Genomic DNA, 25,064 nt, shown 5'->3' on the forward strand with positions numbered 1-25,064 from the left:
GCTAAAGGGCAAACAGCGCCGAGAAGTCTTTGTTGCACACCCGCTGTACCGCCGGATGCTGGATCATACGTTCAGCAAAGATGATGTAATACTCTTCCTGCACGCTGTCGATCCGCCCAATCTCCACCACCTGATCATCGCTATAGGTATCCTGCGCATACAGCGTCGGGGCGACGAAGATCGCGTTGTGATACAAGCCAAACGCCTTCATCAATGCCGCATCGTCAAACTCCCCAAGTATTTCGACGTTAATACCCTGAGTGTTAAACCAGTTGAGCAGTTTACGCCCCAGCATCGAACGCCGGCCAGGGATCAGTAAACGCCGCTGCTCCAGGCAGGCCGGGAATGGCAAATCCGGTGCCGGTTGGCGGCAGAAGAAGCTGATACCACACTCCCCCAGTTTCAGTGAGAACAGCCCTTCCTGCTGGCTGGAGTCCACCGGGCAATCAGACAGGATCATATCCAGCTTGTGCTGGCTCAGTTGCTCAAGCAGCATCTCATGCGTAGATTCAAAACAGCGCAGATGGATTTGCTCGTTATCCACCACCGCCGTTTCCAATACCTGGCTGACCAGGCGTTTGGATAACGCGTCCGCGACGCCAACGTCAAACAGCAGATTGGATTCTTTGCGATAGTTGACGATATCCAGCATTTCCTGGCTGAGCATAAACATTTTATCTGCATAGCGGAAAACCAGTTGCCCCAGTTCAGAAGGCACCAGCCCGCGCCCCTGGCGTTTGAACAATTTGCCGTTGAGCCGCTCTTCCAACGCTTTGATTTGGCCGGTAATGGTTTGTGGGGTAAGAAACAGTGCTTCCGCAGCACCCACCACCGATCCCGCCTTACAAACCTGCCAAAAGTAATACAGGTGATTAAAATTAATATGTGACATTCTCACGAGGTGCTCTCCTTGGGGTTCTCATCGGCACAGGCTCTGCCCTGATGAGCGACAAATTCCCTTTCCTTTATGTAGACAACACAGTGTTAGAAATAGCCGGGGCAGCACAGCGTTCATGCTGTACTGCCCCGGCCCGGCACTATTGTAATACCTCTGTACCATGGTGGGATAACCCTGAAGAGTTATCTACCTCGAGGTAACGCGAGGCGCAGCAAACCATAACCCACCACGGCGGCGCTGGTTGAGCCCAATAGTATGCCCAATTTGGAATAGGTACTGAGAGCCGCATCCGCATCGGCAAACGCCAGTGAGGCAATAAAGATCGACATGGTGAAACCAATACCACAGAGCACCGCAACGGCAAACACCTGTTTAAATCCAATGTCTTGCGGTAATTGTGCGATCCCCAACTTTACGGCTAACCAGCTAAAAGCGAAAATCCCCAATGGCTTACCGATAAACAAACCCGCCGCAATCCCTACGGGTAACAGTGAGGTTAATCCGCTCAAGGATACACCCTGTAACGAAACACCGGCATTGGCAAATGCAAACAACGGCAAGATCAAGAATGCAACCCAAGGATGCAGTTCATGTTCCAGCGTTTCGGAAGGTGAAGACCCATTTTTAACATTCAGCGGGATCAGAAAACCGACAATCACCCCGGCTAGCGTGGCATGCACACCGGACTTCAAAATTGCCACCCACAGCACCAGCCCAACGATCATATACAGCGAGGTTTGCCCCACTCCGCGCCAGTTCATCAGCGCCAAGACGGTAATCGCCGCAGCGGCTACGCCCAGCGCCACCATCGATACCCCATGGGTATAGAACAGCGCAATAATGATGATTACGCCCAAGTCGTCGATAATCGCCAGCGCCAGCAGAAAGACCTTCAAACTGGTTGGCACACGGTTACCCAACAGTGCCATGACGCCCAAGGCAAAAGCGATATCGGTCGCTGCCGGGATCGCCCAACCTTGGCGCGTCACCTCATCAGCCCCGTTGAACAGCAGATAAACCAGCGCAGGTACCAGCATGCCGCCCAACGCGGCGATCGCCGGGAATATGGCTTTATCACGCCCGGCCAATGAGCCTTGTATCAGCTCACGCTTGACCTCCAGGCCAACCACCAGGAAAAAGATCGCCATCAGCCCGTCGTTAATCCACAGCAATAGCGGCTTAGCGATCTCCAGCGATGAGACTTTGACCATCACCGGCAAATTGAGGAACGCCTGATACAGAACCTGCATCGGGGTATTAGCCATGATCAGCGCCACGATAGCGGCCACGATCAGGATAATGCCCCCTGCCGCCTCTTGGCGTAAAAATTGACGAATAATATTAGTCACAGTGCATCACTCCAGATCTGAACCAGGCGATACGCCTTGGCTTTGAGACAATGTAATGAGTATAGATGCTGTTTTACTTCGAAAAAATCAGTTTATAAACGCTTAATAGCTCGTTAAAAACGATTAATTAGCGATACTTATCACATTTTTTGTATGGGTATTAAAATAATAGCAGCAACAAAAAACCCCGGTGTTTTATGACCGGGGTTTATCGACAGAACAACAGAAGCAGTGATTAGCGCGTCAAATCGTCAAAAAACTTCTTCACGCCGTCGAAGAAGCTTTTCGAGCGCGGGCTGTTTTTATCACCGGAAGGGCCACCGAGGCTCTCCTCCAACTCTTTCAATAACTGTTTCTGCTTATCGTTCAGATTCACCGGTGTTTCTACCACCACGCGGCACAGCAGATCACCCTGGCTGCCACCACGTACCGATTTCACCCCTTTGCCACGCATGCGGAACAGTTTGCCGGTCTGGGTTTCAGCCGGAACTTTCAGATTAACGCGGCCATCCAGCGTTGGCACCTCAATCTCGCCACCTAATGCAGCCATGGCGAAGTTAATCGGCACTTCGCAATACAGGTTATTGCCTTCACGCTCGAAAATCGGGTGCGCCTTCACCTGCACCTGAACGTACAGATCGCCCGCGGGTGCGCCGTGCTCGCCAGCTTCACCTTCACCCGCCAAGCGGATACGGTCGCCGGTATCAACACCTGCCGGGATTTTCACCGACAGCGTTTTGGATTTCTCTACCCGACCATGGCCATGGCACTTGGTGCAAGGATCTTTGATGATCTGGCCACGTCCGTGACAATGCGGACAAGCCTGCTGTACGGTGAAGAACCCTTGGCGCATCTGCACCTGGCCCTGGCCGTGACAGGTTGGGCAGGTGACCGGCGAACTGCCCGGTTTGGCACCGTTACCGTGGCAAACGTCACACTCTTCCAGCGTGGGAATACGGATCTCTTTGGTGACACCGCGCACGGCTTCTTCCAGCGTCAGATCCATGTTGTAACGCAAATCTGAACCCCGGCTGGCACGCTGGCGGCGCCCGCCACCGAAGATATCGCCAAATACGTCACCAAAGATATCGCTGAAATCAGCCCCGCCACCGCCGCCACCCATACCACCTTGTTCAAAGGCAGCATGACCGTACTGATCGTAGGCAGCACGCTTTTGATCGTCGGTCAGGATCTCGTAGGCTTCCTTGATCTCTTTGAATTTGGCTTCGGCGTCTTTTTCCTGATTACGGTCAGGGTGATACTTCATCGCCAGACGCTTGTACGCCTTTTTGATCTCACGCTCATCTGCCGTCTTGGCGACGCCGAGAGCCTCGTAATAATCTTTCTTCGCCATTATTTCTCTTACCCTTAACATGCGTGCACGGGCGTAGAGTTGCCTCGACGCCCGTGCTGGTTTCCGGTGACGACCTTTGGCCGCACCGTGCCCGCTTAAGGGCGATTATTTTTTGTCTTTAACTTCTTCAAACTCGGCATCAACCACGTCGTCGTCTTTCTTCGCCGCGTTGTCTGCGCCCGCATCAGCACCCTGTGCCTGCGCCTGAGCTTGTGCCATTTCCAGCAGTTTGCCAGAAACCTGCACCAGAGCCTGGGTTTTCGCTTCGATCTCGGCTTTATCTTCGCCTTTCGCAGCCACTTCCAGATCTTTCAGCGCCGCTTCGATCGCCGTTTTGTCTTCCGCAGGCAGTTTGTCGCCCGCTTCTTCCAGTTGCTTACGCGTGCCGTGGATCAGGTGATCCGCCTGGTTACGGGTTTGCACCAGCTCTTCGAACTTGCGGTCTGCTTCAGCGTTCACTTCTGCATCGCGCACCATTTTCTGGATTTCTTCTTCGTTCAGACCAGAAGAAGCCTTGATGGTGATCTTCTGCTCACGGCCGGTGTTCTTGTCTTTGGCAGACACATGCAGAATACCGTCGGCATCGATGTCGAAAGTCACTTCGATCTGAGCCATACCGCGCGGCGCAGCCTGGATGCCGTCCAGATTGAACTGGCCCAGTGACTTGTTATCGTTAGCGCGTTTACGCTCACCCTGCAGCACATGGATGGTCACTGCCGCCTGGTTGTCTTCGGCGGTCGAGAACACCTGGCTGTGCTTGGTCGGGATGGTGGTGTTTTTGGTGATCAGCGGCGTCATCACGCTGCCCATGGTTTCGATACCCAGCGACAGCGGGGTCACATCCAGCAGCAGAACGTCTTTCACATCACCGGCCAACACGCCGCCCTGAACCGCAGCACCTACGGCCACCGCTTCGTCCGGGTTCACGTCTTTACGCGGTTCTTTACCAAAGAAGTCAGCAACTTTCTTCTGAACCATTGGCATACGGGTCTGACCACCCACCAGGATCACATCCTGAATGTCGGAAACCGACAGGCCTGCGTCATTCAGTGCCACTTTCAGCGGCTCGATGGAACGTGCAACCAGATCTTCTACCAGTGACTCGAGCTTGGCGCGGGTCACTTTGATGTTCATGTGTTTTGGACCGGAACCATCTGCAGTGATGTACGGCAGATTAACGTCGGTCTGCTGGGCAGAAGAGAGTTCGATCTTCGCTTTCTCAGCGGCTTCTTTCAGGCGCTGCATCGCCAACGGATCGTTGCGCAGATCCATGCCCTGATCTTTCTTGAACTCTTCTACCAGGTAGTTAATCAAGCGGCTGTCGAAGTCTTCACCACCCAGGTGGGTATCCCCGTTGGTTGCCAGCACTTCGAAGGTTTTTTCGCCATCAACATCATCGATTTCGATAATAGAGATATCGAAAGTACCACCACCCAGATCGTATACCGCGATAGTGCGGTTACCCACTTCTTTGTCCAGGCCGTAAGCCAGGGCAGCTGCGGTTGGTTCGTTGATGATGCGTTTGACTTCCAGACCCGCGATACGGCCCGCGTCTTTGGTTGCCTGACGCTGAGCATCGTTGAAGTAAGCAGGAACGGTAATGACCGCTTCGGTTACCGGCTCGCCCAGGTAATCCTCCGCCGTTTTCTTCATTTTTTTCAGCACTTCAGCAGAAATCTGCGGTGGTGCCATTTTCTGGCCTTTCACTTCCAGCCAGGCGTCGCCGTTATCAGCAGCAACGATGTTGTACGGCATGATCGCTTTGTCACGCTGTGCTTCTTCATCCTGGAAGCGACGGCCAATCAGGCGCTTGATCGCAAACAGGGTATTCTGTGGGTTAGTGACCGCCTGACGCTTAGCAGGCTGGCCAACCAGAATTTCACCATCCTGGGTATATGCGATGATCGAAGGTGTAGTGCGATCGCCTTCGGCGTTCTCCAGCACACGCGCCTTACCACCATCCATAATTGCTACACAAGAGTTGGTAGTACCCAGGTCGATACCAATAATTTTGCCCATCTAAACATCTCCACTAATAAATTCATAATCGGTCAGGTTGCTAACCTATATGCGGGCGATTCTTCATTTTTCAACTGCCCGCTACACCAGTTTTATCCCCTTCACCTTGCAAACTACAGGCAGATGGCAATTTGGGGATATCCGCGGTCGGCAACTGCGGTTGTCAATAAGATGGGGCCATCCGAACCAGCATCAAGGGCCTGAGTAAAAAAAATTTCGTTTTTACCACCTGTCAGATCATTGTTTCCTTTCATGGGGATCATTATGATGCCGCGCGCTCTGATGGAAGTGAGGCTTTTCGGCCATTCAGACCAACTATAAATTTACCTATACCCAAAATATTTCAACTGGCTTGAAAGACAGCGGGCATATCCATTTTCGTTAATATTCTGTTATTACAGAGGACATATGCACACCAACAAGTTGGCGAATCCAGGCCCTCTGGGTCTGATGGGCTTCGGGATGACTACCGTCTTGCTGAATCTGCACAATGCAGGCTTTTTTCCACTGACCTCCGTCATCATCAGCATGGGGATTTTCTTCGGTGGCATGGCTCAGATTTTTGCTGGCATTCTTGAATTCAAGAAAGGTAACACCTTCGGTTTGACCGCTTTCACGTCCTACGGCTGCTTCTGGCTGAGCCTGGTGGGGATCCTGCTGCTGCCACGTATGGGTTTGGCGGATCCTACCGATGCCAACGTGCTCGGTATTTATCTGGCGCTGTGGGGCGTCTTCACCCTGTTCATGTTCTTTGGCACCTTGCGCGCCAACCGCGCACTGCAATTCGTGTTCGCCAGCCTGACCTTGCTGTTTGCCCTGCTGGCCGTTGGCAACATGACCGGTAACCACGCCATCCTGACCTTTGCTGGTTATGAAGGGATCATCTGTGGTGCCAGCGCCATTTATCTGGCAATGGCAGAAGTGATTAACGAACAGTTGGGCCGCACCGTACTGCCTATTGGCAGCGTAACGGCTTCACCAGCGGCGCAAGTCACCGCAACCGCCTAATTAATGACGCTCTGATAGCAAAAAGCCCTGCCGTTGCAGCAACGACAGGGCTTTTTTAGCATTCAAGAACCGGTGATCTAGAGCTTGTTCTCACTGTTCAGATCGCGACGCAGGTAGATCCCCAACATCAAACCAATCATCGACAACGCCAGCACATAGTAGGCCGGAGCTAACGGGGTCAACTTCATGATCAAGGTGACAAAGATCGGAGTTAACCCACCAAAGATGGCGTAGGCCACATTGTAGGAGAATGAGATCCCGCTAAACCGCACTTCTGCCGGGAAAGCCCGCACCAGCACATAAGGCACCGCTCCTACGATCCCCACGCTGAATCCCACCAGCGCATAGGTCGCAAACAACATTTCCGGGTGAGTTCCTATCGTCTGATAAAACAGCCAACTACAGGCGGCGAGCAGCAGACTGCCGACGATAAAGGTTTTGCTGGCACCAAAGCGATCGGCCGCCGAACCTGAGGTGATACAGCCGATAATCAGCATGACGATCGCCACACTGTTGGCCTGCAACGACAGCGCCGGGGCAATGCCAAACTGTTTTTGCAGATAGGTTGGCGTCATCAGGATCACCACGACGATCCCGGCCGACAGCAGCCAGGTCAGCAGCATGGAGACCGCCACCTCTTTCTTATGATTCACTATCACCGATTTGAGCGGCAGCTCTTCCGCCAGCGCTTTACGCGCCTGCATCTCGATAAAGATCGGTGTTTCCTGCAACCAGCGGCGCAGATACATGGCGAACAGACCAAAAATACCGCCGAGGAAGAACGGAATACGCCAGCCACCGTTGAGGATCGCTTCTTGGCTGAGCGTGGTATTAATGACGGTGGCCACCAGCGAACCCAGCAGGATACCGGCGGTTAAACCCGCAGTGAGCGTGCCGCAGGCGAAACCAATGCGCTTGCGCGGTACGTGCTCGGCAACAAACACCCATGCCCCCGGCACTTCCCCACCGATCGCCGCGCCTTGCAGCACGCGCATCAGCAGCAGTAACAGCGGTGCCGCAATACCGATGCTTGCATAGGTGGGCAGCATCCCCATCGCCAGCGTCGGTAACGCCATCAACAGAATACTCAAGGTGAACATCTTCTTGCGGCCAACCAGATCGCCGAAGTGCGCCATAATGATGCCACCCAGCGGGCGGGCCAGATAACCCGCCGCGAAGATGCCAAAAGTTTGCACCTGGCGCAGCCATTCCGGCATGTCCGCCGGGAAGAACAGTTCGCCCATGACCGCAGCAAAGAAAACGAAAATGATAAAATCATAGAACTCTAACGCACCGCCCAAGGCCGCCAAGGTCAGAGTTTTGTAGTCTTGCCGGTTCAACCGGCGATTATTGTCGTGGTGCATAAGGTACCGTCAGAGGAAACAGTGAAGAAAAAAAGCGCAGCGGCTTTCTGTAAACGAATCCTTACTATAACGGCAAACTATTTTCACACCAAATCGGTTGAACGCTATTTTGCAGCGAGCTGAAATTTAGAGGTTGATCTCGCGGCGCGCATTTTTAGGGCGAAATGCGGCGACCACGGCCTCGTGGGTTTCCACATAAGGCCCCTCAAGCAGTTGGATGCAATAGGGCACGCTGGCAAAAATCCCATGCACCACCACCTTACCCTGCTCGTCTTTCACCCCTTCCAGCGTTTCCTGAATCGACTTTGGCTGCCCCGGCAGGTTGATGATCAGTGCCTGTTTACGGATCACGCCAACCTGACGCGAAAGAATGGCCGTTGGTACATAGTGTAGGCTGATTTGCCGCATTTGTTCACCGAAGCCGGGCATCACGCGATCGGCGATCTCCAACGTGGCATCAGGGGTGACATCACGGCGCGCCGGGCCGGTTCCGCCAGTGGTCAGCACCAGATGGCAGCCCATTTCATCGACCAGTTCACACAAGGTATGCTCAATCAGCATCTGTTCATCGGGGATCAGCCGGGTTTCCAGCTCGAAAGGCGTGGCCAGCGCACTGCTCAGCCAAGCCTCCAGTGCCGGGATCCCTTTGTCCTGATAAACACCGCCGGAAGCGCGATCGGAAATAGAAACCAAACCAATACGTAATGTGTCCATGCTTAACCTCTGTCGCTGAAATACTGTAGATGGGTTCATCTCCCACCCTGTTACTCATCTCGAAAGTATACACCGGGGAAAACAGATATAAAAAAGGCGGCCTAAGCCACCTTTTTCCACGCGAACTGCCATTAATTACAGCAGATCGGCGATCATTTTTTCCAGCTTGCCCTGGTCTACGGCAAATTTGCGGATACCGTCGGTCAGTTTCTCAACCGCCATTGGATCCTGGTTGTGCTGCCAGTAGAACTCAGGCTCAGTCAGCGATGCAGGACGCGCCTTTACCTCACCGGTATAGGACAGTTTACGCTCCAGTGCCCCTTCGCTCTCTGCCAGTTCTTTCAGCAATGAAGGAGCAATGGTCAGGCGATCACAACCGGCCAATTCGATAATTTCACCGATGTTACGGAAACTTGCGCCCATCACCACGGTTTCATAACCGTGCTGCTTGTAGTACTGATAGATCTCAGTCACCGAAACCACGCCCGGATCTTCATGCGGTGCGAACTCTTTTTTGTCGCCATTGGCTTTGTACCAGTCGAGGATACGGCCAACAAACGGAGAAATCAGGTAGGCACCGGCTTCGGCGCAGGCACGTGCCTGGGCGAAGGAGAACAGCAGCGTCAGGTTACAGTTGATGCCTTCTTTTTCCAGGCGTTCCGCCGCGCGGATCCCCTGCCAGGTAGAAGCCAGTTTGATCAGAATACGATCGTTACTGATACCCGCTTCATTATAAAGTTTGATCAGGCGCTTAGCCTTGGCCACGCTGGCTTCGGTATCATAAGACAGGCGCGCATCCACTTCGGTGGAAATACGGCCTGGGATCAGTTTCAGGATTTCCAGACCGATGTTGACCGCCAGCTTGTCTGCCGCGTCGGCAACTTGCTGCCCACGATCGCTGCTCTGCCCACGAGCCCAGGCGATAGCTTCATCAATCAGTTTGCGGTATTCAGGAATTTGGGCTGCATTGAGGATCAGCGAAGGGTTAGTGGTGGCATCTTGCGGTTGATACAGCTTCATTGCAGCGATATCACCCGTATCCGCAACCACCGTAGTAATCTGGCGTAGGGAAGTTAATTTATCGGTCATGTTGGCATTATCTCATCGTTTGTGCATGAACTTTTGGCATCGTTCAACCATGCCCTGAGCTGATAATAACATGCGCGAGGCCCGGTGCAAGGCTGGAAAATCACGGCGTTGCGGCAGAGGTTTCATCCTTGTTCAAGCAACCGTTTACAGGGTCAACCTTCGTCATTTACGAGCAAACAGGACGGCATTACCGTACATTCTCTTCTGAAAATTATGTTAAATTCGCGCCAATTGATGTATTTATGTCTACAACCTAAGAAAACTCTCACCCCAATGGCATCAAAGCGACTTTAGCTAACTTATTGTAAGATTTGGCCAAATACCTTTTCACCTTGAGTAAATGGAGCGCCATGCGCTGTAGAGCTTAACAAGGAGAGATCTGTGACGGATCTAATCAACTTTATCAGTAATATCCTCTGGAAATCGGTACTCATCTATTTGCTACTGGGTGTTGGTATTTATTTCACTTTATCTACCCGTTTCATTCAGATTCGCCACTTCGGCCATATGTTTTCCGTGCTGAAAAACAGTACCAAAAGCGATAGCGCCGGTATCTCCTCTTTCCAGGCGCTCTGCACGTCGCTGGCCGCGCGTGTCGGCACCGGCAACCTGACCGGTGTCGCGATCGCCCTCACCGCCGGTGGCCCCGGGGCCATCTTCTGGATGTGGGTGGTGGCCTTTATCGGTATGGCGACCTCTTTCATTGAAAGCACCTTGGCCCAGTTATACAAAACCAAAGACGATAACGGCAACTACCGTGGCGGCCCTGCCTACTACATGGAAAAAGGGCTGGGCATGCGTTGGATGGGAGTGCTGTTCTCCGTCTTTCTGATCATCGCCTTTGGTTTGGTGTTCAATGCCGTACAGGCCAACTCTATTGCCCAGGCCAGCGCCGTTGCCTTTAATTTCAAGCCTATGCATGTGGGTATCGCTCTGGCCATTCTGAGTGGCATTGTGATCTTCGGCGGTATTCGTTCGATCGCCCGCGTAGCTGAAAAGGTGGTTCCGCTGATGGCGGTCGTCTATCTGCTGCTGGCGTTATGGATCATCGCTCATAACATTGAGCATATGCCGGCGATTCTGGCGTTGATTTTCAAAAGCGCCTTCGGCCTACAAGAGGCGGCAGCAGGAGCTATCGGCTATGGCATTTCCCAAGCAATGACCCAAGGTATCCAACGGGGGTTGTTCTCCAATGAGGCCGGTATGGGTTCCGCCCCCAATGTGGCCGCCTCCGCTACCCCGTACCCTCCACATCCGGCGTCACAGGGTTATGTGCAAATGCTCGGCGTGTTTGTCGACACCATCGTGATTTGCAGCGCGACCGCCGCCATTATTCTGGCTTCCGGCATCCTGGATCATTCGTCTGGCAATATCAGCGGCATTGACCTGACCCAGCGGGCGCTGACCAGCGCGGTGGGCGCCTGGGGCGCATCTTTTGTCGCGGTGGCCATTTTCTTCTTTGCCTTTACCTCGATCATCGCCAATTACGCCTATGCCGAAAGCAATCTGATCTTTCTCGAGCATAATCATCCGGCTGGCTTGCTGATTTTCCGTTGCGCATCCTTAGGCATGGTGATGTTCGGTTCGATGGCAGAGCTACCGGTGGTATGGCGCCTGGCGGATATCTCCATGGCGCTGATGGCCATCACCAATCTGACGGCGATCCTGTTGTTGTCTGGTGTTGCCTTCAAGCTGACCAAGGATTACAACCACCAGCGTTCGATCGGCAGATTACCGACCTTCGATGCGAGTTATTACCCCGAGTTGAACGCCCAGCTAGAACCCGGCATCTGGGAGCGCAAAAAACCACGCTAAACCTTGAGGGCGTGCGTTCAGTGCGCCCTATTACAGCCATTCATCCCTTCTGCCGTGCTTTTTGCTACAGTATCGGTTCTTTGATAAACAGGATGTGGCCATGCTCGTTATTATTTCACCCGCCAAGACCCTAGACTACACAAGCCCGCTGGCGACCGAACGTTTTACGCAACCTGAGCTGCTGGATAAATCGAAAGCGCTTATCAACCTCTGCCGTAAACTGACGCCCGCGCAAATTGCCAGCCTGATGAGCATCAGCGATAAACTCGCCGGGCTGAATGCCGCACGTTTCAGTGAATGGCAACCTGAATTCACCCCAGAGAATGCCCGCCAGGCTTTGCTGGCGTTTAAAGGCGATGTTTATACCGGGCTACAGGCACAGGATTTCAGCGAAGACGATTTCGACTTTGCACAACAGCATCTGCGTATGCTTTCCGGCTTATATGGCGTGCTGCGGCCGTTAGATCTGATGATGCCTTATCGCCTGGAAATGGGTATCAAACTGGAAAACCCGAAAGGCAAGGATCTGTACAGTTTCTGGGGCGAGCAGATCACCAAGAAACTGAACGAAGCGCTCAAGCAGCAAGGTGATGATGTCATTGTTAACCTGGCTTCTGACGAATACTTCAAATCGGTAAAACCGGCCAAATTGCATGGCTCATTGATCAAACCGGTATTCCTCGATGAGAAAAACGGCAAGTATAAAGTGATCAGTTTCTATGCCAAAAAAGCGCGTGGGCTGATGAGCCGCTTTATCATCAAAAATCGGCTGACCAAAAGTGAACAACTGGTTGATTTCGATCTGGAAGGTTATGCCTTTGACGAAGCAGCTTCTGCGGGTAACGAACTGGTGTTCAAACGCCCGGAACAATAAAGCCGCCTGTCAGCAAGCGGCTTTTAGGTAGCACAAGGGGCGCTGAGCGCCCCCCATCAGGCCGGTAAGGTCATCAGGAACTGACGCAGTCTGGCAAAATCAGCCGACATGTGATGCGACAGCAGCGGCAGATTGGCACGCGCCGCCAATGCTTCTGGCAACGGTAATTCCTGATCCAGGATCGCTTCGACACTCTCTTTGAACTTGGCCGGGTGCGCCGTGCCCAGGAACAGGCCGAACTCCCCGTCTTTCAGTTGATCGCGCAACGCACGGTAAGCGATCGCCGCGTGTGGTTCGGAAAGATAACCCAGCGCCGCCAGCTCTTTCATGGTGTCTTTGGTGGTTTCATCGCTCACCGCAGCGTGACCCAATTCTTTGAGCTGCCAGATTTTGCGGCGGAACAGTTCTTCCACGCGCGGCCAGTTGTTTGGCTGGCTGACATCCATGGCATTGGACAGCGTCGCCACGGTGGCGTGCGGCTGCCATTCACCGTTACTCAGGAAACGCGGCACGGTATCGTTGGCATTGGTGGCAGCAATAAAGCGCTTCACCGGCAGCCCTAAGGATTTCGCCAACAGCCCAGCGGTCAGATCGCCAAAGTTGCCGCTCGGCACCGAAACCACCAGTTGATTGCGGGCTTCCTGCGGCAATTGCGCTACCGCTTCAAAGTAGTAACAGATTTGCGCCAGCAGACGGCTGATGTTGATCGAGTTGGCCGAGTTCAGATGCACCGCGTCTTTCAGTTCCTGATCGTCAAACGCCTGTTTGACCAACGCCTGACAGGCATCGAAGTCGCCCTCGATCGCCACGGTGTGAATGTTGCCGCCCAGAGTACAGAACAGTTTTTCCTGCAACGGACTGATCTTGCCCTGCGGATACAGGATCACCACCCGCACGTTTTTCAGCCCGTAGAAGGCATGAGCCACGGCGGCACCGGTATCGCCAGACGTCGCGGTCAGAATGGTCACCGGCTGATCGCCCGCCACTTCTGCCAGCATCTGCGCCATAAAACGACCGCCGAAATCTTTGAACGCCAGCGTCGGGCCGTGGAACAGCTCCAGGCAAGCCACATCGCTCTCAACCGGTGCTACCGGTGCCGGGAAGGCAAAGGCGGCTTTTACGCGCTGATACAGCGCAGCTTCGCCGATCTCATCGCCAATAAAAGCCGACAGGATCTTGGTGCTGCGGGTGACGAAATCCATCTCCAGCAGGTGATCGATCTCGGTCAGCTCAAACTCGGGCAATTCCAGCGGGAAAAACAAGCCTTGTTGTTTGCCCAGCCCCTGCTTGATCGCCTGTGCGAAGCTGACCTGCTCATTGTGGTCTTTAAGGTTATACAGTTTCATGCGTTATCCCAATAGTCGAGCGCCGGTGGTATCCAGACGGCAAATATGAACAAAACCTTCGTCGTTTTGCAGATAGTGGTTAGTCAGCCAATCAGCCATACGTTGCGCGGTAGCGCCGTCATCGCAGATTGCGAACAGCGTCGGGCCGGAACCGGAAATACCACAGGCCAGCGCGCCGATATCCTGCGAGGCTTTGCGCGCTTCGGCAAAGCCCGGCAGCAGACGGGTACGGTAAGGTTCAGCAATCACATCCTGCATCAGCTTGGCGGCCAGGCGCGGCTGCTGCGTGTGGCAAGCATGAATAAAGCCCGCCAGATAGCGGCCATGGCTGATACAGTCCTGACGACGATACTGCGCAGGCAAAATAGCGCGTGCTTCAGCGGTGGAGACTTTGATACCAGGGTAAGCCATCACCCACAGCCACTCTTTAAAGCAGGGCACTTCCTGGCAGATATTGCCTTCTTCTTCCAGCATCAGTTGCAGGCCGCCGAGATAGCACGGCGCAACGTTGTCGTAATGCACGCTGCCAGAAATACGCCCTTCCAGCTCGCCCATCAACGCCAGCAACTGCATGTTATCCAACGGGCGTTCGCAGAACTCGTTCATCGCCATCAGACCAGCCACCACCGAACAGGCGCTGGAACCCAGCCCTGAACCGATCGGCATGTTCTTCTCCAGCCGCATCGCTACCGGTATTTCACGGCCAATTTCCTGGCAGAAACGCTCCCAGCACTGGTAGACGATGTTCTCTTTCGGATCCGTTGGCAGCTTGCTGACAAAGCGCCCGGCATTTTCCAGGCTGAAGCGGGAGGCCGCTTCTACGCTGACGCAATCGCCCAGCAACGAACCGTCAATGGGGGAAACCGCAGCCCCCAGAACGTCGAACCCGACGCTGACGTTACCAATTGAGGCCGGTGCATACACCTTAACCATATTAAACTCCCAGCTTCCATGACAGTGTGCGCAACAGATCGGCAAATACCCCTGCCGCCGTCACATCATTACCCGCCCCATAACCGCGCAGCACCAGCGGCAGTGGTTGATAATAACGGCTGTAGAAGGCCAGGGCGTTCTCGCCGTTCTTCACTTTATACAACGGATCGTTGTCATCTACCGCATCAATACGCACCTGGCAGCGGCCCTCTTCGATCACCCCCACATAGCGCAGCACCTTGCCTTGCTCGGCGGCAGCGGCCACGCGACGGCCGAATTCAGCATCCAGCTCCGGCAAGCGAGCCAGGAAAGTCTCAACGTCGCCCGACGCATCAAAGGACGCTGGCAACACCGACTCGACCTCGATGTCGCTCAGTTCGAACGCATAACCCGCTTCACGCGCCAGAATCAGCAGCTTGCGTGCCACATCCATGCCGGAAAGATCGTCACGTGGATCCGGCTCAGTGTAGCCGTTCGCCTTGGCCTTCAGGGTAGCCGCCGACAGCGACATGCCTTCATCCAGCTTGCCAAAGATAAACGACAATGAGCCCGACAGAATACCGGAGAAACGCGTCAGTTCATCACCAGCGTTGAGCAGGTTCTGCAAGTTCTCGATCACCGGCAGACCCGCACCCACGTTGGTGTCATACAGGAACTTGCGGCGTGAACCCGCAGCGGCGGTGCGCAGTTGCTGGTAATAGTTCATTGACGAGGTGTTGGCCTTCTTGTTTGGCGTCACCACGTGGAAACCATCGGCGAGGAAATCGGCATACTGATCGGCCACCGCCTGGCTGGAAGTACAGTCGACGATCACCGGGTTCAGCAGATGGTACTCTTTCACCAGGCGGATCAGGCGGCCAAGGTTGAACGGCTCCTGCGCGCTGCCCAGCTCATCGCGCCAGCTTTCCAGTGAAATACCGTGTACGTTGGTCAGCATTGCGCGCGAGTTGGCGATACCGCAGACGCGCAGATCGATATGTTTCTGCTTCAGCCATGGCTGCTGACGGTAAATCTGTTCGATCAACGCCCCACCCACGCCGCCGACGCCGATCACAAACACTTCGATCACCTGATCGGTGTTGAACAGCATCTGGTGGCTGACACGCACCCCGGTGGTAGCAGAATCATTGCTGACCACTACGGAGATGGAGCGCTCGGAAGAGCCCTGAGCGATAGCGACAATATTGATGTTGGCGCGTGCCAGTGCCGAGAAGAAACGTGCAGAGATACCGCGCAAGGTACGCATACCATCGCCCACCACCGAGATGATCGCCAGGCGTTCCATCACGTCCAGCGGCTCCAGTACGCCGTCTTTCAGCTCCAGATAGAATTCCTCTTCCAGTGCACGACGTGCGCGCTGTAGCTCGCTCTGCGGCACGCAGAAGCTGATGCTGTATTCGGAAGAGGACTGGGTGATCAGCACCACGGAGATGCGCGCCCGCGACATCACGGCAAACACCCGCGCCGCCATGCCTACCATCCCTTTCATGCCAGGGCCAGAAACGTTGATCATCGCCATATTGTTCAGGTTGGTGATCCCCTTCACCGGCATGTCGTGATCCACGCTTTCGCCACCGATCAAAGTACCGGGAGCTTGTGGATTGGCGGTGTTTTTAATCAGGCAAGGGATTTGGAACTGGGCAATCGGGGTGATGGTACGCGGGTGAAGCACTTTGGCGCCGAAGTAAGAAAGCTCCATCGCTTCCTGATACGACATCGATTTCAGCAATCTGGCGTCCGGCACGGTGCGTGGATCGCAGGTATAAACCCCATCGACATCGGTCCAGATCTCACAGCAATCCGCACGCAGGCAGGCGGCCAGTACGGCGGCAGAATAGTCGGAACCATTACGCCCCAGCACCACCAGTTCGCCTTTGTCATTACCGGCGGTGAAACCGGCCATCAGCACGATGTGATCCGCCGGAATAGCAGCGGCAGCGATGCGCTGCGTAGACACGGCGATATCGACGGTAGATTCCAGGTAATTACCCTGCGCGAGCAGTTTCTCCACCGGGTTGATCACGGTGACCGGATAGCCCTTGGCTTTGAATACCCCTTCCATGATGGCAATAGAAAGCTTTTCGCCGCGGCAGATGATGGCGGCGTTAACACCGTCCGGGCACTGCCCCAGCAACGCCACGCCGTGCAGCACCTGTTTCAGTTGCGCGAACTCCTGCTCGACTAACGCTTTCAGGCGATCGTATTCAAAGCCCGGCAATGCCTTGGCTAAACCGCTCAGCAACTCAGCAAAGATACGCTCTGCGTCGCTCATGTTTGGCTGAATGTCCTGTCCTGCCACCGTTTTCTCAATCATCGCCACCAAGTGATTGGTGATCTTGGCGGGTGCGGACAATACCGTGGCCACCTGTCCCTGACGCGCGTTATTCTCCACGATATCGGCAACGCGCAGAAAACGTTCTGCGTTCGCTACCGAGGTTCCACCAAATTTCAACACTCGCATTTACTTTATCTCCTGAATTTATGACGAAAAAAAAGCCCGCACTGGTTAGGTGCGGGCTTTTTTCTTCTGTTTCCTGTGCGCGTCAGCCCGCCCCGTTACCTGTGGTATCGGTGGTGGTAATAATTGTGGTGTTCAGGCTGATATATCGCATTTGGTCTGTCTGTCTCATTAGAATCTTGTCCCCTCTATTGGTTAAAGCAATCACTTTCCCAAGTCAAATTATTTCTTCAACCTGCTTATTTAATGCTCAAACTGGGATCTGCGCAATGAAACAGACTAAAAACCAAATAACAGAATAAAAAATCAATAAAAAGCCAAATCCATAGTGAATTAAACTGGATTATCAAAGAATAACATTAGCATTACTTTATCAATTTTTTTTCAATATCATGCAGCAACGTATGCAACATCACGATATCGCGCTGCTGTAATACGCCAAGCCGCTGATGGAGCCAATCGCGCAACTTTTGGTCATCGCTAACCTCAAGGGTGCTCAATAAACGATCGGCTCGCTGACGCAATGCCTTCAGTTGCCCGGCATTGGCAGAAGGTTCCTGCGGAGCGCTGATCTTCATCAGTTCCGCAAGCTGGTAGCAATACACCATCACCGCTTGGCCGAGATTAAGCGAAGGGTAATCGGCGATCATCGGTACACCGGTCAACAAGTCTGCCAGTTCCAGCTCTTCATTGGTCAGGCCCGAATCTTCGCGGCCAAACACCAATGCAGCCTGCTGCACCCACTGCTGGCGCTCGATCAATTGCCCGGTCAGTTGCTGCGGTGTGCAGTAGTAATGAAAACGAGCGCGGCTGCGAGCGGTGGTGGCGACGGTAAAATCCACGTCAGCCAGCGCCTGCTGCAAAGAAGGGAACGTCTGTACGGCATCCAGAATATCACCGGCACCGTGCGCCACCCAGCGCGCTGCTGGCTGCAAATGGGCCTCGCTATCAACAATGCGCAATGAGTTAAACCCCATAGTTTTCATCGCTCGCGCCGCTGCGCCCACGTTTTCCGGCCGTGCCGGAGCCACTAACACGATATGAAACTGCATCATTACTCCAGCAAAAAAGTAAAAATAGTTCTTTGACTGTTGGGGGTGACCTGATTATATTTACAATTAGTTAACACAATTTATCACCCCCAATAATATGAGTAAATAGAGCTTTGGAAGCATAATTAAGACGAAAACCTTATATCCACGAGATATCTCTTAATTTTTCTATTAATCAAATAATTAAAAATTTCCAACTCTCAGTTAACCAACGATTGTAACGCATTGGCTATTACAATGCTGAATCGTTCACAGAATTTGTTGATCTGTGTCTTAAGCTTGCATTTCTGTAAGTGTTTTTCACAAATCTGTTAACGTGCTAGAATTGAATTTGATATATGTCAACAAAGCGTAGTTTTGTTGGGTGATGAATTCGGCACGCACTGTTATATTGCTGTTAATAGGGTTAGGATATGCGCCGTTTTGGCATCATTTGGGGATGCTGGTAATAGCGTCTCCTGCAAGCTAGCGATCTTGTTGACATTGATGGAAAGTGCATCAAGAACGAGTTTACGTACTTTAGTCGTTTGGTCATGAGGGAACGTGAGCGGTATCTCTGCCCTCCACGAAGAACACAAAGACTTCTGTACTTCCTATTTTCTATTTTGTTGGCAATTTTAGGTAGCAAATATGCAGACCCCGCACATTCTGATTGTCGAAGACGAGTTAGTCACTCGTAACACCCTGAAGAGCATTTTCGAGGCGGAAGGCTACATTGTTCATGAAGCCAATGACGGTGCAGAAATGCACAACATCCTGTCTGAAAATGATATCAACCTGGTTATCATGGATATCAACCTGCCGGGCAAAAACGGTTTACTGCTGGCACGCGAACTGCGTGAGCAAGCCAGCGTAGCGTTAATGTTCCTGACTGGCCGTGATAACGAAGTAGATAAAATCCTTGGCCTGGAAATTGGTGCCGATGATTACATCACTAAGCCGTTCAACCCACGCGAGCTGACTATCCGGGCGCGTAACTTGCTGTCACGTACCATGAATCTGGGTAGCGTCGGCGAAGAACGCAAACTGGTTGAAAGCTACAAATTCAATGGTTGGGAACTGGACATCAACAGCCGTTCACTGATCGGCCCGGCAGGCGAGCAATACAAGCTGCCGCGCAGCGAATTCCGCGCCATGCTGCACTTCTGTGAAAACCCGGGCAAGATCCAATCCCGTGGTGAGTTGCTGAAGAAGATGACCGGCCGCGAATTGAAGCCGCACGATCGTACCGTCGACGTGACTATCCGCCGTATTCGTAAACACTTCGAATCCACGCCGGATACACCGGAAATCATTGCCACCATTCATGGTGAAGGTTACCGCTTCTGCGGCGATCTGGAAGAATAACTTCCACAACGGTTTACCCTGGGGTTCAGCATGCTGAACCCCTTTTGTTTTATTTGGCTTCACCCCAAGGGATGATAGGCACCGCGCTCAAGGCATTCTTCGGTGAACCGTCAATCACTTTGTCCGAGTAGGTCAAATAAACCAGCGCGTTACGTTTGGCATCATAAAAACGCACCACTTGCAGCTTTTTAAACACCAGCGAAGTCCGTTTCTGGAACACCACCGTGCCTTCTGATTTGCCATTTTTGATCTTGTCATTCAACACGATCGGCCCAACCTGCTGGCAGGAAATCGCGGCATCCGAGGTATCTTCCGCCAGCCCGAGCCCGCCTTTTAACCCACCGGTTTTTGCCCGGCTGATATAACAGGTTACATTTTTAACATCAGGATCATCGAACGCTTCAACCACAATTTTATGGTCTGGACCAAACAGTTTAAATACCGTATCGACTGAGCCCACCTGTTCTGCCTGCGCACTGCTAATGGTTGCGCAAACCAGGCCAAACAAAAATATCCATCCTTTTTTCATTCACTTAACTCCAAGAGAACAGCCTAAGGGAAAACGGGGCGGTAATTAAGAACGCTTATGTTTTAAGTCACAGAAGAGGGATTTTCTCGGCCCGAACTGTCATTTTTAGCACAGTGCGGAGAAAAAATCTTTGGGAGTCGTGGAGTAAAAAAGTTGCTATTATGCGGCATCGTCGTTTCTTTATGCCTGTTAATGTATCCCTCCCCCAGTAGTCGCCCGGCGCATAGAGAGGTGCAATGCAACTGATTGATGGATAAGTCAGTTAGCATCAGGTACCAGCGTGATAAATTAAATCGTTCGGGTTCCGACCCTACAGCTCTACGAGGAAGATCTATGGATCAAGCCGGTATCATTCGTGATCTGCTTAGCTGGCTGGAAAGCCATTTGGACCAACCTTTGTCACTGGACAACGTGGCAGCAAAAGCGGGCTACTCTAAATGGCATCTGCAACGGATGTTCAAAGATATCACCGGTAACGCCATCGGCGCTTACATCCGCGCCAGGAGATTATCCAAAGCCGCCGTCGCATTGCGCTTAACCAGCCGCCCCATTCTGGACATTGCCTTACAATATCGCTTCGACTCGCAGCAGACGTTTACCCGCGCGTTCAAGAAGCAGTTTGCGCAAACGCCAGCCCTGTATCGTCGCGCTGAAGACTGGAGCGCCTTTGGTATTTGCCCACCGATACGGCTGGGAGCCTTTACCTTGCCACAGCCGGAGTTTATCACCCTGCCAGAACAGCACCTGATTGGCCTGACGCAGAGCTACTCCTGCACCCTGGAACAGATTTCCAACTTCCGTAACGAACTGCGCGCGCAATTCTGGCGTCAGTATCTGGGTGAGGCAAAAACTTTGCCACCGGTGCTGTACGGCCTGCACCATTCACGGCCAAGCCAGGAAAGGGACGACGAGCAAGAAGTGCTGTACACCACCGCACTGGAACCGCATCACGTCCCGGCCAACGTTCAGGAAGGCCAGCCGATGGTATTGCAGGGCGGCGAATATGCCATGTTCAACTATCAGGGGCCAAGTTCAGGGCTACAGGATTTTATCCTGATGCTGTATGGCACCTGCCTGCCAGCGCTCGAACTGACGCGCCGCAAAGGGCATGATATTGAGCGTTTTTATCCGCAAGGTGACCGTAGGCCACCTCAGGCACCGACCGAGATCAAGTGTGATTACCTGATCCCGATCCGGCGTTAACGCTGTAGTTCGTCCAACGCAGGCATGTCCAGGTGCGAGACATCGCCTGCGGTTTCTACGATCCAACCAGAAGCCAGCCACGGGCTTTGCTGATAGTCAACGCGTGACAGCGAACAGTTGCGCAAACGCAGGCGACGTTCGGCATAGGCGGGCAACCCCAGCACCGTGCTAATCAGGCAACCCAGTGCGATACCGTGGCTGACAATCAGCGGCTTGCTGCCTTTTGGCAAGCTCAAGCAGCTTTCCAGCGCGGCACGTACTCGCGCGCCTAACTCCGCCATGGATTCACCTTGAGGGATTCGGGCATCGGCAGTACCATCGACCATCTGTTTACGCCACTGTTCTTCCTGCGGTGTCAGGCTGTCGATCAGGCGCTCCTCCAGAACGCCCATATGCAGTTCACGCAATCGAACGTCGTTAATCACGTCACAACCACACGCCTGTGCAATAATTTGTGCGGTGCGACGGGTACGGCCCAGATCGCTGGTAATCACGTGCGTAATGCCTTCAAGGCGCACGCGCTTGGCAACCTGTTGTGCCTGATATTCACCCTTGGCGGTCAACGGGCTGTCGGACTGGCCTTGAATACGGCGGGCCGCGTTCCATTCCGTTTCGCCATGGCGAACAAGGTATACCTGTAACATGTTTGTTTTCCGTTATACTGCGTGAAACTTGAGTTTATCTGCGCCCGGCGGCCACTGATACTAACGCCTAGCGTACTAGATAGAAGGATATTAAACCCGTTATGTACCATGTTATCGCTGCAACTACCAACCCGGCAAAGATCAAGGCTATTCAACTGGCCTTTGAAGATACCTTTGGTGCAGGCCAGTGCCGTATCGAATCTGTGGACGTCGCCAGCGGTGTCTCACTGCAACCGATAGGCAATGTCGAAACTCGCACCGGCGCACGGCAACGGGTGATGGAAGCTCGGCAGGTGCGGCCAGAAGCCGACTTTTGGGTTGGCGTAGAAGCCGGGATCGAAGAGAACATGACCTTCGCCTGGATGACCATAGAAAACCCGCAAACCCGTGGTGAATCGCGCTCTGCCAGCCTGATGCTGCCAGAAGCTATTTTACAGGGAATTCGCGCTGGCCGCGAACTGGGCAGTGAAATGACGGAGTTGACCGGTAATACCGAGATTAAGCGTCAAGGGGGGGCGATCGGCATTTTCACCGATGGCAGGCTGAGCCGCACCAGCGTTTACCATCAGGCATTGCTGTTGGCTCTGGTGCCATTCCACAACCCGATTTATCGCCACTACGCTAGCAATACACCGCATAAATGATCCGCTGGGGTGATGCTACTGTGCATCGCCCAGCAACTGCTGATCCAACCACTGCTTCAACGCCGGAGATGCCGCTTTAAGGCTGTTCGAACCGCGGGTAATGGTGGCAATCCCTGCGCCCAGTTCATTCTTCAGCTCACGCTGGCTCATTTCGCCGCGCATCAATTCCTGAATGATCCGCACGCGCGTCCCTAATGCGGTCCGTTCGTCCGCTGTCAGCAGCAGTTGCATCAGTTGTTGGTGTAAGTCTTGGGTGAACGAACTCTGCAACAGCGCCACAAAGCGCAGCCAATCGTCATGGCCTTGTTCTGCAAGAGCGGGGTCGTTAAGTGATAATTGCGTCATGGCAGCCACCATACTATTTAACTAGTACAGCAGCATACCATATCCCCACTGGCCAGCAAAATTCAGGCCAGCAGGGCCGTACCTTCAACATTAATAGCGCCGTTGCCACTCGGCATCGGTCAGCACCTTCGCCGGGCGATGCATGAAGTAGCGGTAAAACGCGTCGTAAGCCAAAACGTTCTTCACGTAAGAGCGGGTTTCCGAGAACGGAATACTTTCCACAAACGCCACCGCATCAACGCGGCCATCGGTGTTGCCCAACCAGGTGTTCACCCGCGATGGACCAGCATTATAAGCCGCCGAGGACAGAATACGGTTGCGGCCAAATTGCTGGTAAACCGATTCGAGATAGCTGGTGCCAATGTTGATGTTGGTTTGAGGATCAAACAGTTGGCTCGGGCTGGAGTAGCCCGGAATGCTGTACATCTCCACCGTATGCTGAGCGGTACGCGGCATCACCTGCATCAATCCTGTCGCGCCAACCGGCGACTGGGCCTTCGGGTTCCAAGCGCTTTCCTGACGGGCAATCGCCATGGCATAGCTTGGCGTAATGCCTTTATCCTCGGTAGCACGGTGGAATTCCTGCGACCAAGCCATCGGGAAACGCTCCTCCAGATGATCCCACAGCTTGGCGACGATGGTGGCCTGCACGCTAAGATCGGCCCATTTCTGTTCAAAAGCATAACGTGCCAAGGCTTCCTGCTCAGCGCGGGTGCGGCTGGCAACAAACGAACTCCATTCATTGCGCGCCAGGTTATCCATATTCCAGTACATCAATTCACGTACGCGGGCAATTTCCGGGCCATTCACCAAAGACGCGTCGGGTTTGGTGGCTACCAACACCCTCACCGGATAAGGCACATTCAGTTTTTGCGCCGCCACCATCGGATAAAAACCGCGCTCATTCATCAAGCTGCGCAGTATCTGCTCCCCTTCACTGCGCTTACCTTCATCAATCAATTCACTGGCACGCCAGTAACGCCATTCGTCTTTATTGCGGGACTCTTCCGGTAAACGTGCCAACCAGGTTTTCAGCCCAGCACGATCGCCATCGCCCAGCGCCATACGCACCCGGCGCTCCAGCAACGCAGGAGACTGGCTACGCAGGATCACCCGATCGCGCCACTGAGTCTGCTCAAACGTGGCATCGCTGCCCATCAACCGCCAGGCCACCGCCTCTTCCAGTTCCAGCTTCTCGCTATCACTCATCTTCTGCAGGCGGGCCAGGGTCGGGATCATCGCCCGGGCATTTTCCGCATCCTGACGCGCCAAGCGGGCGAAAACGATGCTGGTAGCCGAGCGGGTAAAATCGGTTGGGCCAACGCTGCGGGCAAAAGATTCCACCGTGGCCGGATCGTTTTGCAGGCGCACCAAGACATCGCCCATGGTCTGCTCACTGGCAGGCAACTGGCGATACAGGTAATTCACTAGGCTACTGTTACCCTCGGCCAACGCCAGTTTCATACGCGCCAGGGTATTCAGCGGCGTTTGCTTACCGGCCGCCTGCCAGACACCGAACAGCTTGTCACAGGAACCCGGCAAAGTTTTACCGCTCAGCCAAATCTCATCTGCACCGCTCCAGGCAGCCTGCTGATCGCCGGTCACCCACTTGGCGTAATAGTAATTACAGCGTGCAGCCACCGGTTTTGGTGCCTGCGGGCTGAACGCCAGCAGCGTGCGCCAATCCTCACGGCTTGCCAGTTCATTGACAAAGCGGGCAGACAGCGATTGGGCTGGCGGCAACGTTGGGTTCTTCTGCAAGAATTGGCTCACCTGCGCAACGCTGGCGGTAGCGAGATCCTGCGTTAGCTGGCGATATTCCAGATACGGATACAGCGGATAATCTTGCAGCGCTGGCATCAGTTGCTGCACCACGTCCTGCTGATTACTGTCCCAAGCCTGCTTGATTTGCAGGTAACGCTGACGCTGGGCATCCAAAGAGTCTGCCAATGCTGCACCAGAAAATGCTGTGAGGCACAGGCTTAATGCCAAAAGCCGCCATTTGTCCATACTTACTCTTTCCTCACTGGGTTGTCTTGCCAAGAAGCTCTGCACCACGTTCAGCAGCACCTGATATTT

The 25,064-nt window shown here is 53.6% G+C and carries 23 protein-coding genes and 1 other annotated feature; of the genes, 6 read left to right on the plus strand and 17 right to left on the minus strand.

Annotation, left to right across the window (positions count from 1 at the left end; all coding sequences use genetic code 11):
* Position 1 precedes the first annotated feature (1 nt).
* The 4 genes from nhaR to dnaK form a co-directional block, all read right to left on the minus strand.
* Positions 2–898 carry a transcriptional activator NhaR gene (nhaR, locus tag ACX9GT_RS21635; protein WP_473188651.1) on the minus strand — a complete coding sequence of 299 codons (897 nt, stop codon included), beginning with the start codon at positions 896–898 and terminating at the stop codon, positions 2–4.
* A 182-nt stretch (positions 899–1,080) separates the two neighbouring features.
* On the minus strand, positions 1,081–2,247 hold the full coding sequence (gene nhaA / locus ACX9GT_RS21640; protein ID WP_473188652.1) for a Na+/H+ antiporter NhaA: 1,167 nt from the start codon (positions 2,245–2,247) through the stop codon (positions 1,081–1,083).
* A gap of 235 nt (positions 2,248–2,482) precedes the next feature.
* On the minus strand, positions 2,483–3,601 hold the full coding sequence (dnaJ, locus tag ACX9GT_RS21645; RefSeq protein ID WP_473188653.1) for a molecular chaperone DnaJ: 1,119 nt from the start codon (positions 3,599–3,601) through the stop codon (positions 2,483–2,485).
* A gap of 105 nt (positions 3,602–3,706) precedes the next feature.
* Complete coding sequence (gene dnaK, locus ACX9GT_RS21650; protein WP_459401233.1) at positions 3,707–5,620, minus strand: molecular chaperone DnaK; 1,914 nt, start codon at positions 5,618–5,620, stop codon at positions 3,707–3,709.
* A 408-nt stretch (positions 5,621–6,028) separates the two neighbouring features.
* On the opposite strand from dnaK, the gene satP reads away from it, so the two are divergent.
* Positions 6,029–6,628, plus strand: a complete 600-nt coding sequence (gene satP / locus ACX9GT_RS21655) for an acetate uptake transporter (RefSeq protein WP_473188654.1) — start codon at positions 6,029–6,031, stop codon at positions 6,626–6,628.
* Between the two features lie 77 nt (positions 6,629–6,705).
* Here satP and ACX9GT_RS21660 read toward each other — a convergent pair whose 3' ends face one another.
* The 3 genes from ACX9GT_RS21660 to tal form a co-directional block, all read right to left on the minus strand.
* Positions 6,706–7,992 (minus strand): MFS transporter, encoded by a 1,287-nt coding sequence (locus ACX9GT_RS21660; RefSeq protein WP_473188655.1) that lies wholly within the window; start codon positions 7,990–7,992, stop codon positions 6,706–6,708.
* Positions 7,993–8,118: 126 nt separating this feature from the next.
* Positions 8,119–8,706 carry a molybdopterin adenylyltransferase gene (gene mog / locus ACX9GT_RS21665; RefSeq protein ID WP_473188656.1) on the minus strand — a complete coding sequence of 196 codons (588 nt, stop codon included), beginning with the start codon at positions 8,704–8,706 and terminating at the stop codon, positions 8,119–8,121.
* Positions 8,707–8,841: 135 nt separating this feature from the next.
* Positions 8,842–9,795, minus strand: coding sequence for a transaldolase (gene tal, locus ACX9GT_RS21670; RefSeq protein WP_473188657.1), 954 nt, complete (start codon positions 9,793–9,795; stop codon positions 8,842–8,844).
* A gap of 381 nt (positions 9,796–10,176) precedes the next feature.
* Here tal and ACX9GT_RS21675 point away from each other — a divergent pair, with 381 nt between their 5' ends.
* Both ACX9GT_RS21675 and yaaA read left to right on the plus strand, forming a co-directional pair.
* Positions 10,177–11,610: an alanine/glycine:cation symporter family protein gene (locus ACX9GT_RS21675; RefSeq protein ID WP_473188658.1), complete on the plus strand. Its 1,434-nt coding sequence runs from the start codon at positions 10,177–10,179 to the stop codon at positions 11,608–11,610.
* Positions 11,611–11,710: 100 nt separating this feature from the next.
* Positions 11,711–12,484, plus strand: coding sequence for a peroxide stress protein YaaA (yaaA, locus tag ACX9GT_RS21680; RefSeq protein WP_473188659.1), 774 nt, complete (start codon positions 11,711–11,713; stop codon positions 12,482–12,484).
* Positions 12,485–12,540: 56 nt separating this feature from the next.
* Here the strand turns inward: yaaA and thrC are convergent, their stop codons facing one another.
* The 6 genes from thrC to yjjY form a co-directional block, all read right to left on the minus strand.
* Complete coding sequence (gene thrC, locus ACX9GT_RS21685) at positions 12,541–13,830, minus strand: threonine synthase (protein ID WP_473188660.1); 1,290 nt, start codon at positions 13,828–13,830, stop codon at positions 12,541–12,543.
* 3 nt (positions 13,831–13,833) lie between these two features.
* Complete coding sequence (gene thrB, locus ACX9GT_RS21690) at positions 13,834–14,763, minus strand: homoserine kinase (protein ID WP_473188661.1); 930 nt, start codon at positions 14,761–14,763, stop codon at positions 13,834–13,836.
* A gap of 1 nt (position 14,764) precedes the next feature.
* Positions 14,765–17,224, minus strand: coding sequence for a bifunctional aspartate kinase/homoserine dehydrogenase I (gene thrA / locus ACX9GT_RS21695; protein ID WP_473188662.1), 2,460 nt, complete (start codon positions 17,222–17,224; stop codon positions 14,765–14,767).
* Positions 17,225–17,249: 25 nt separating this feature from the next.
* Positions 17,250–17,368: a sequence feature (Thr leader region), on the minus strand.
* Positions 17,307–17,393: a thr operon leader peptide gene (gene thrL, locus ACX9GT_RS21700; RefSeq protein ID WP_473191661.1), complete on the minus strand. Its 87-nt coding sequence runs from the start codon at positions 17,391–17,393 to the stop codon at positions 17,307–17,309. (Overlaps the previous feature by 62 nt.)
* A 193-nt stretch (positions 17,394–17,586) precedes the next feature.
* Positions 17,587–18,273, minus strand: coding sequence for a tRNA/rRNA methyltransferase (locus ACX9GT_RS21705; protein WP_473191662.1), 687 nt, complete (start codon positions 18,271–18,273; stop codon positions 17,587–17,589).
* A gap of 386 nt (positions 18,274–18,659) precedes the next feature.
* Positions 18,660–18,827, minus strand: coding sequence for a YjjY family protein (gene yjjY, locus ACX9GT_RS21710; protein WP_473191663.1), 168 nt, complete (start codon positions 18,825–18,827; stop codon positions 18,660–18,662).
* 76 nt (positions 18,828–18,903) lie between these two features.
* On the opposite strand from yjjY, the gene arcA reads away from it, so the two are divergent.
* A complete protein-coding gene (gene arcA, locus ACX9GT_RS21715) occupies positions 18,904–19,620 on the plus strand; it encodes a two-component system response regulator ArcA (RefSeq protein WP_024483588.1) in 717 nt (238 codons plus the stop codon).
* Positions 19,621–19,669: 49 nt separating this feature from the next.
* On the opposite strand, the gene creA is transcribed toward arcA, so the two are convergent.
* Positions 19,670–20,149 (minus strand): protein CreA, encoded by a 480-nt coding sequence (creA, locus tag ACX9GT_RS21720; RefSeq protein ID WP_473188663.1) that lies wholly within the window; start codon positions 20,147–20,149, stop codon positions 19,670–19,672.
* A 333-nt stretch (positions 20,150–20,482) separates the two neighbouring features.
* Between creA and robA the strand changes: the two genes are divergently transcribed.
* Positions 20,483–21,352: an MDR efflux pump AcrAB transcriptional activator RobA gene (gene robA / locus ACX9GT_RS21725; protein ID WP_473188664.1), complete on the plus strand. Its 870-nt coding sequence runs from the start codon at positions 20,483–20,485 to the stop codon at positions 21,350–21,352.
* On the opposite strand, the gene gpmB is transcribed toward robA, so the two are convergent.
* Positions 21,349–21,996: a 2,3-diphosphoglycerate-dependent phosphoglycerate mutase GpmB gene (gene gpmB / locus ACX9GT_RS21730; protein WP_473188665.1), complete on the minus strand. Its 648-nt coding sequence runs from the start codon at positions 21,994–21,996 to the stop codon at positions 21,349–21,351. The two genes, robA and gpmB, sit on opposite strands and share 4 nt — an antisense overlap.
* A gap of 101 nt (positions 21,997–22,097) precedes the next feature.
* Between gpmB and yjjX the strand changes: the two genes are divergently transcribed.
* A complete protein-coding gene (gene yjjX / locus ACX9GT_RS21735; RefSeq protein WP_473188666.1) occupies positions 22,098–22,640 on the plus strand; it encodes an inosine/xanthosine triphosphatase in 543 nt (180 codons plus the stop codon).
* Positions 22,641–22,655: 15 nt separating this feature from the next.
* Here the strand turns inward: yjjX and trpR are convergent, their stop codons facing one another.
* The gene (gene trpR, locus ACX9GT_RS21740) at positions 22,656–22,985 is read right to left on the minus strand and encodes a trp operon repressor (protein ID WP_473188667.1); all 330 of its coding nucleotides are present in this window, start codon (positions 22,983–22,985) and stop codon (positions 22,656–22,658) included.
* Positions 22,986–23,075: 90 nt separating this feature from the next.
* Positions 23,076–24,995 carry a murein transglycosylase gene (sltY, locus tag ACX9GT_RS21745; RefSeq protein WP_473188668.1) on the minus strand — a complete coding sequence of 640 codons (1,920 nt, stop codon included), beginning with the start codon at positions 24,993–24,995 and terminating at the stop codon, positions 23,076–23,078.
* Between the last annotated feature and the right edge of the window lie 69 nt (positions 24,996–25,064).

The sequence above is a fragment of the Serratia sp. YWN4 genome, from assembly GCF_055790845.1.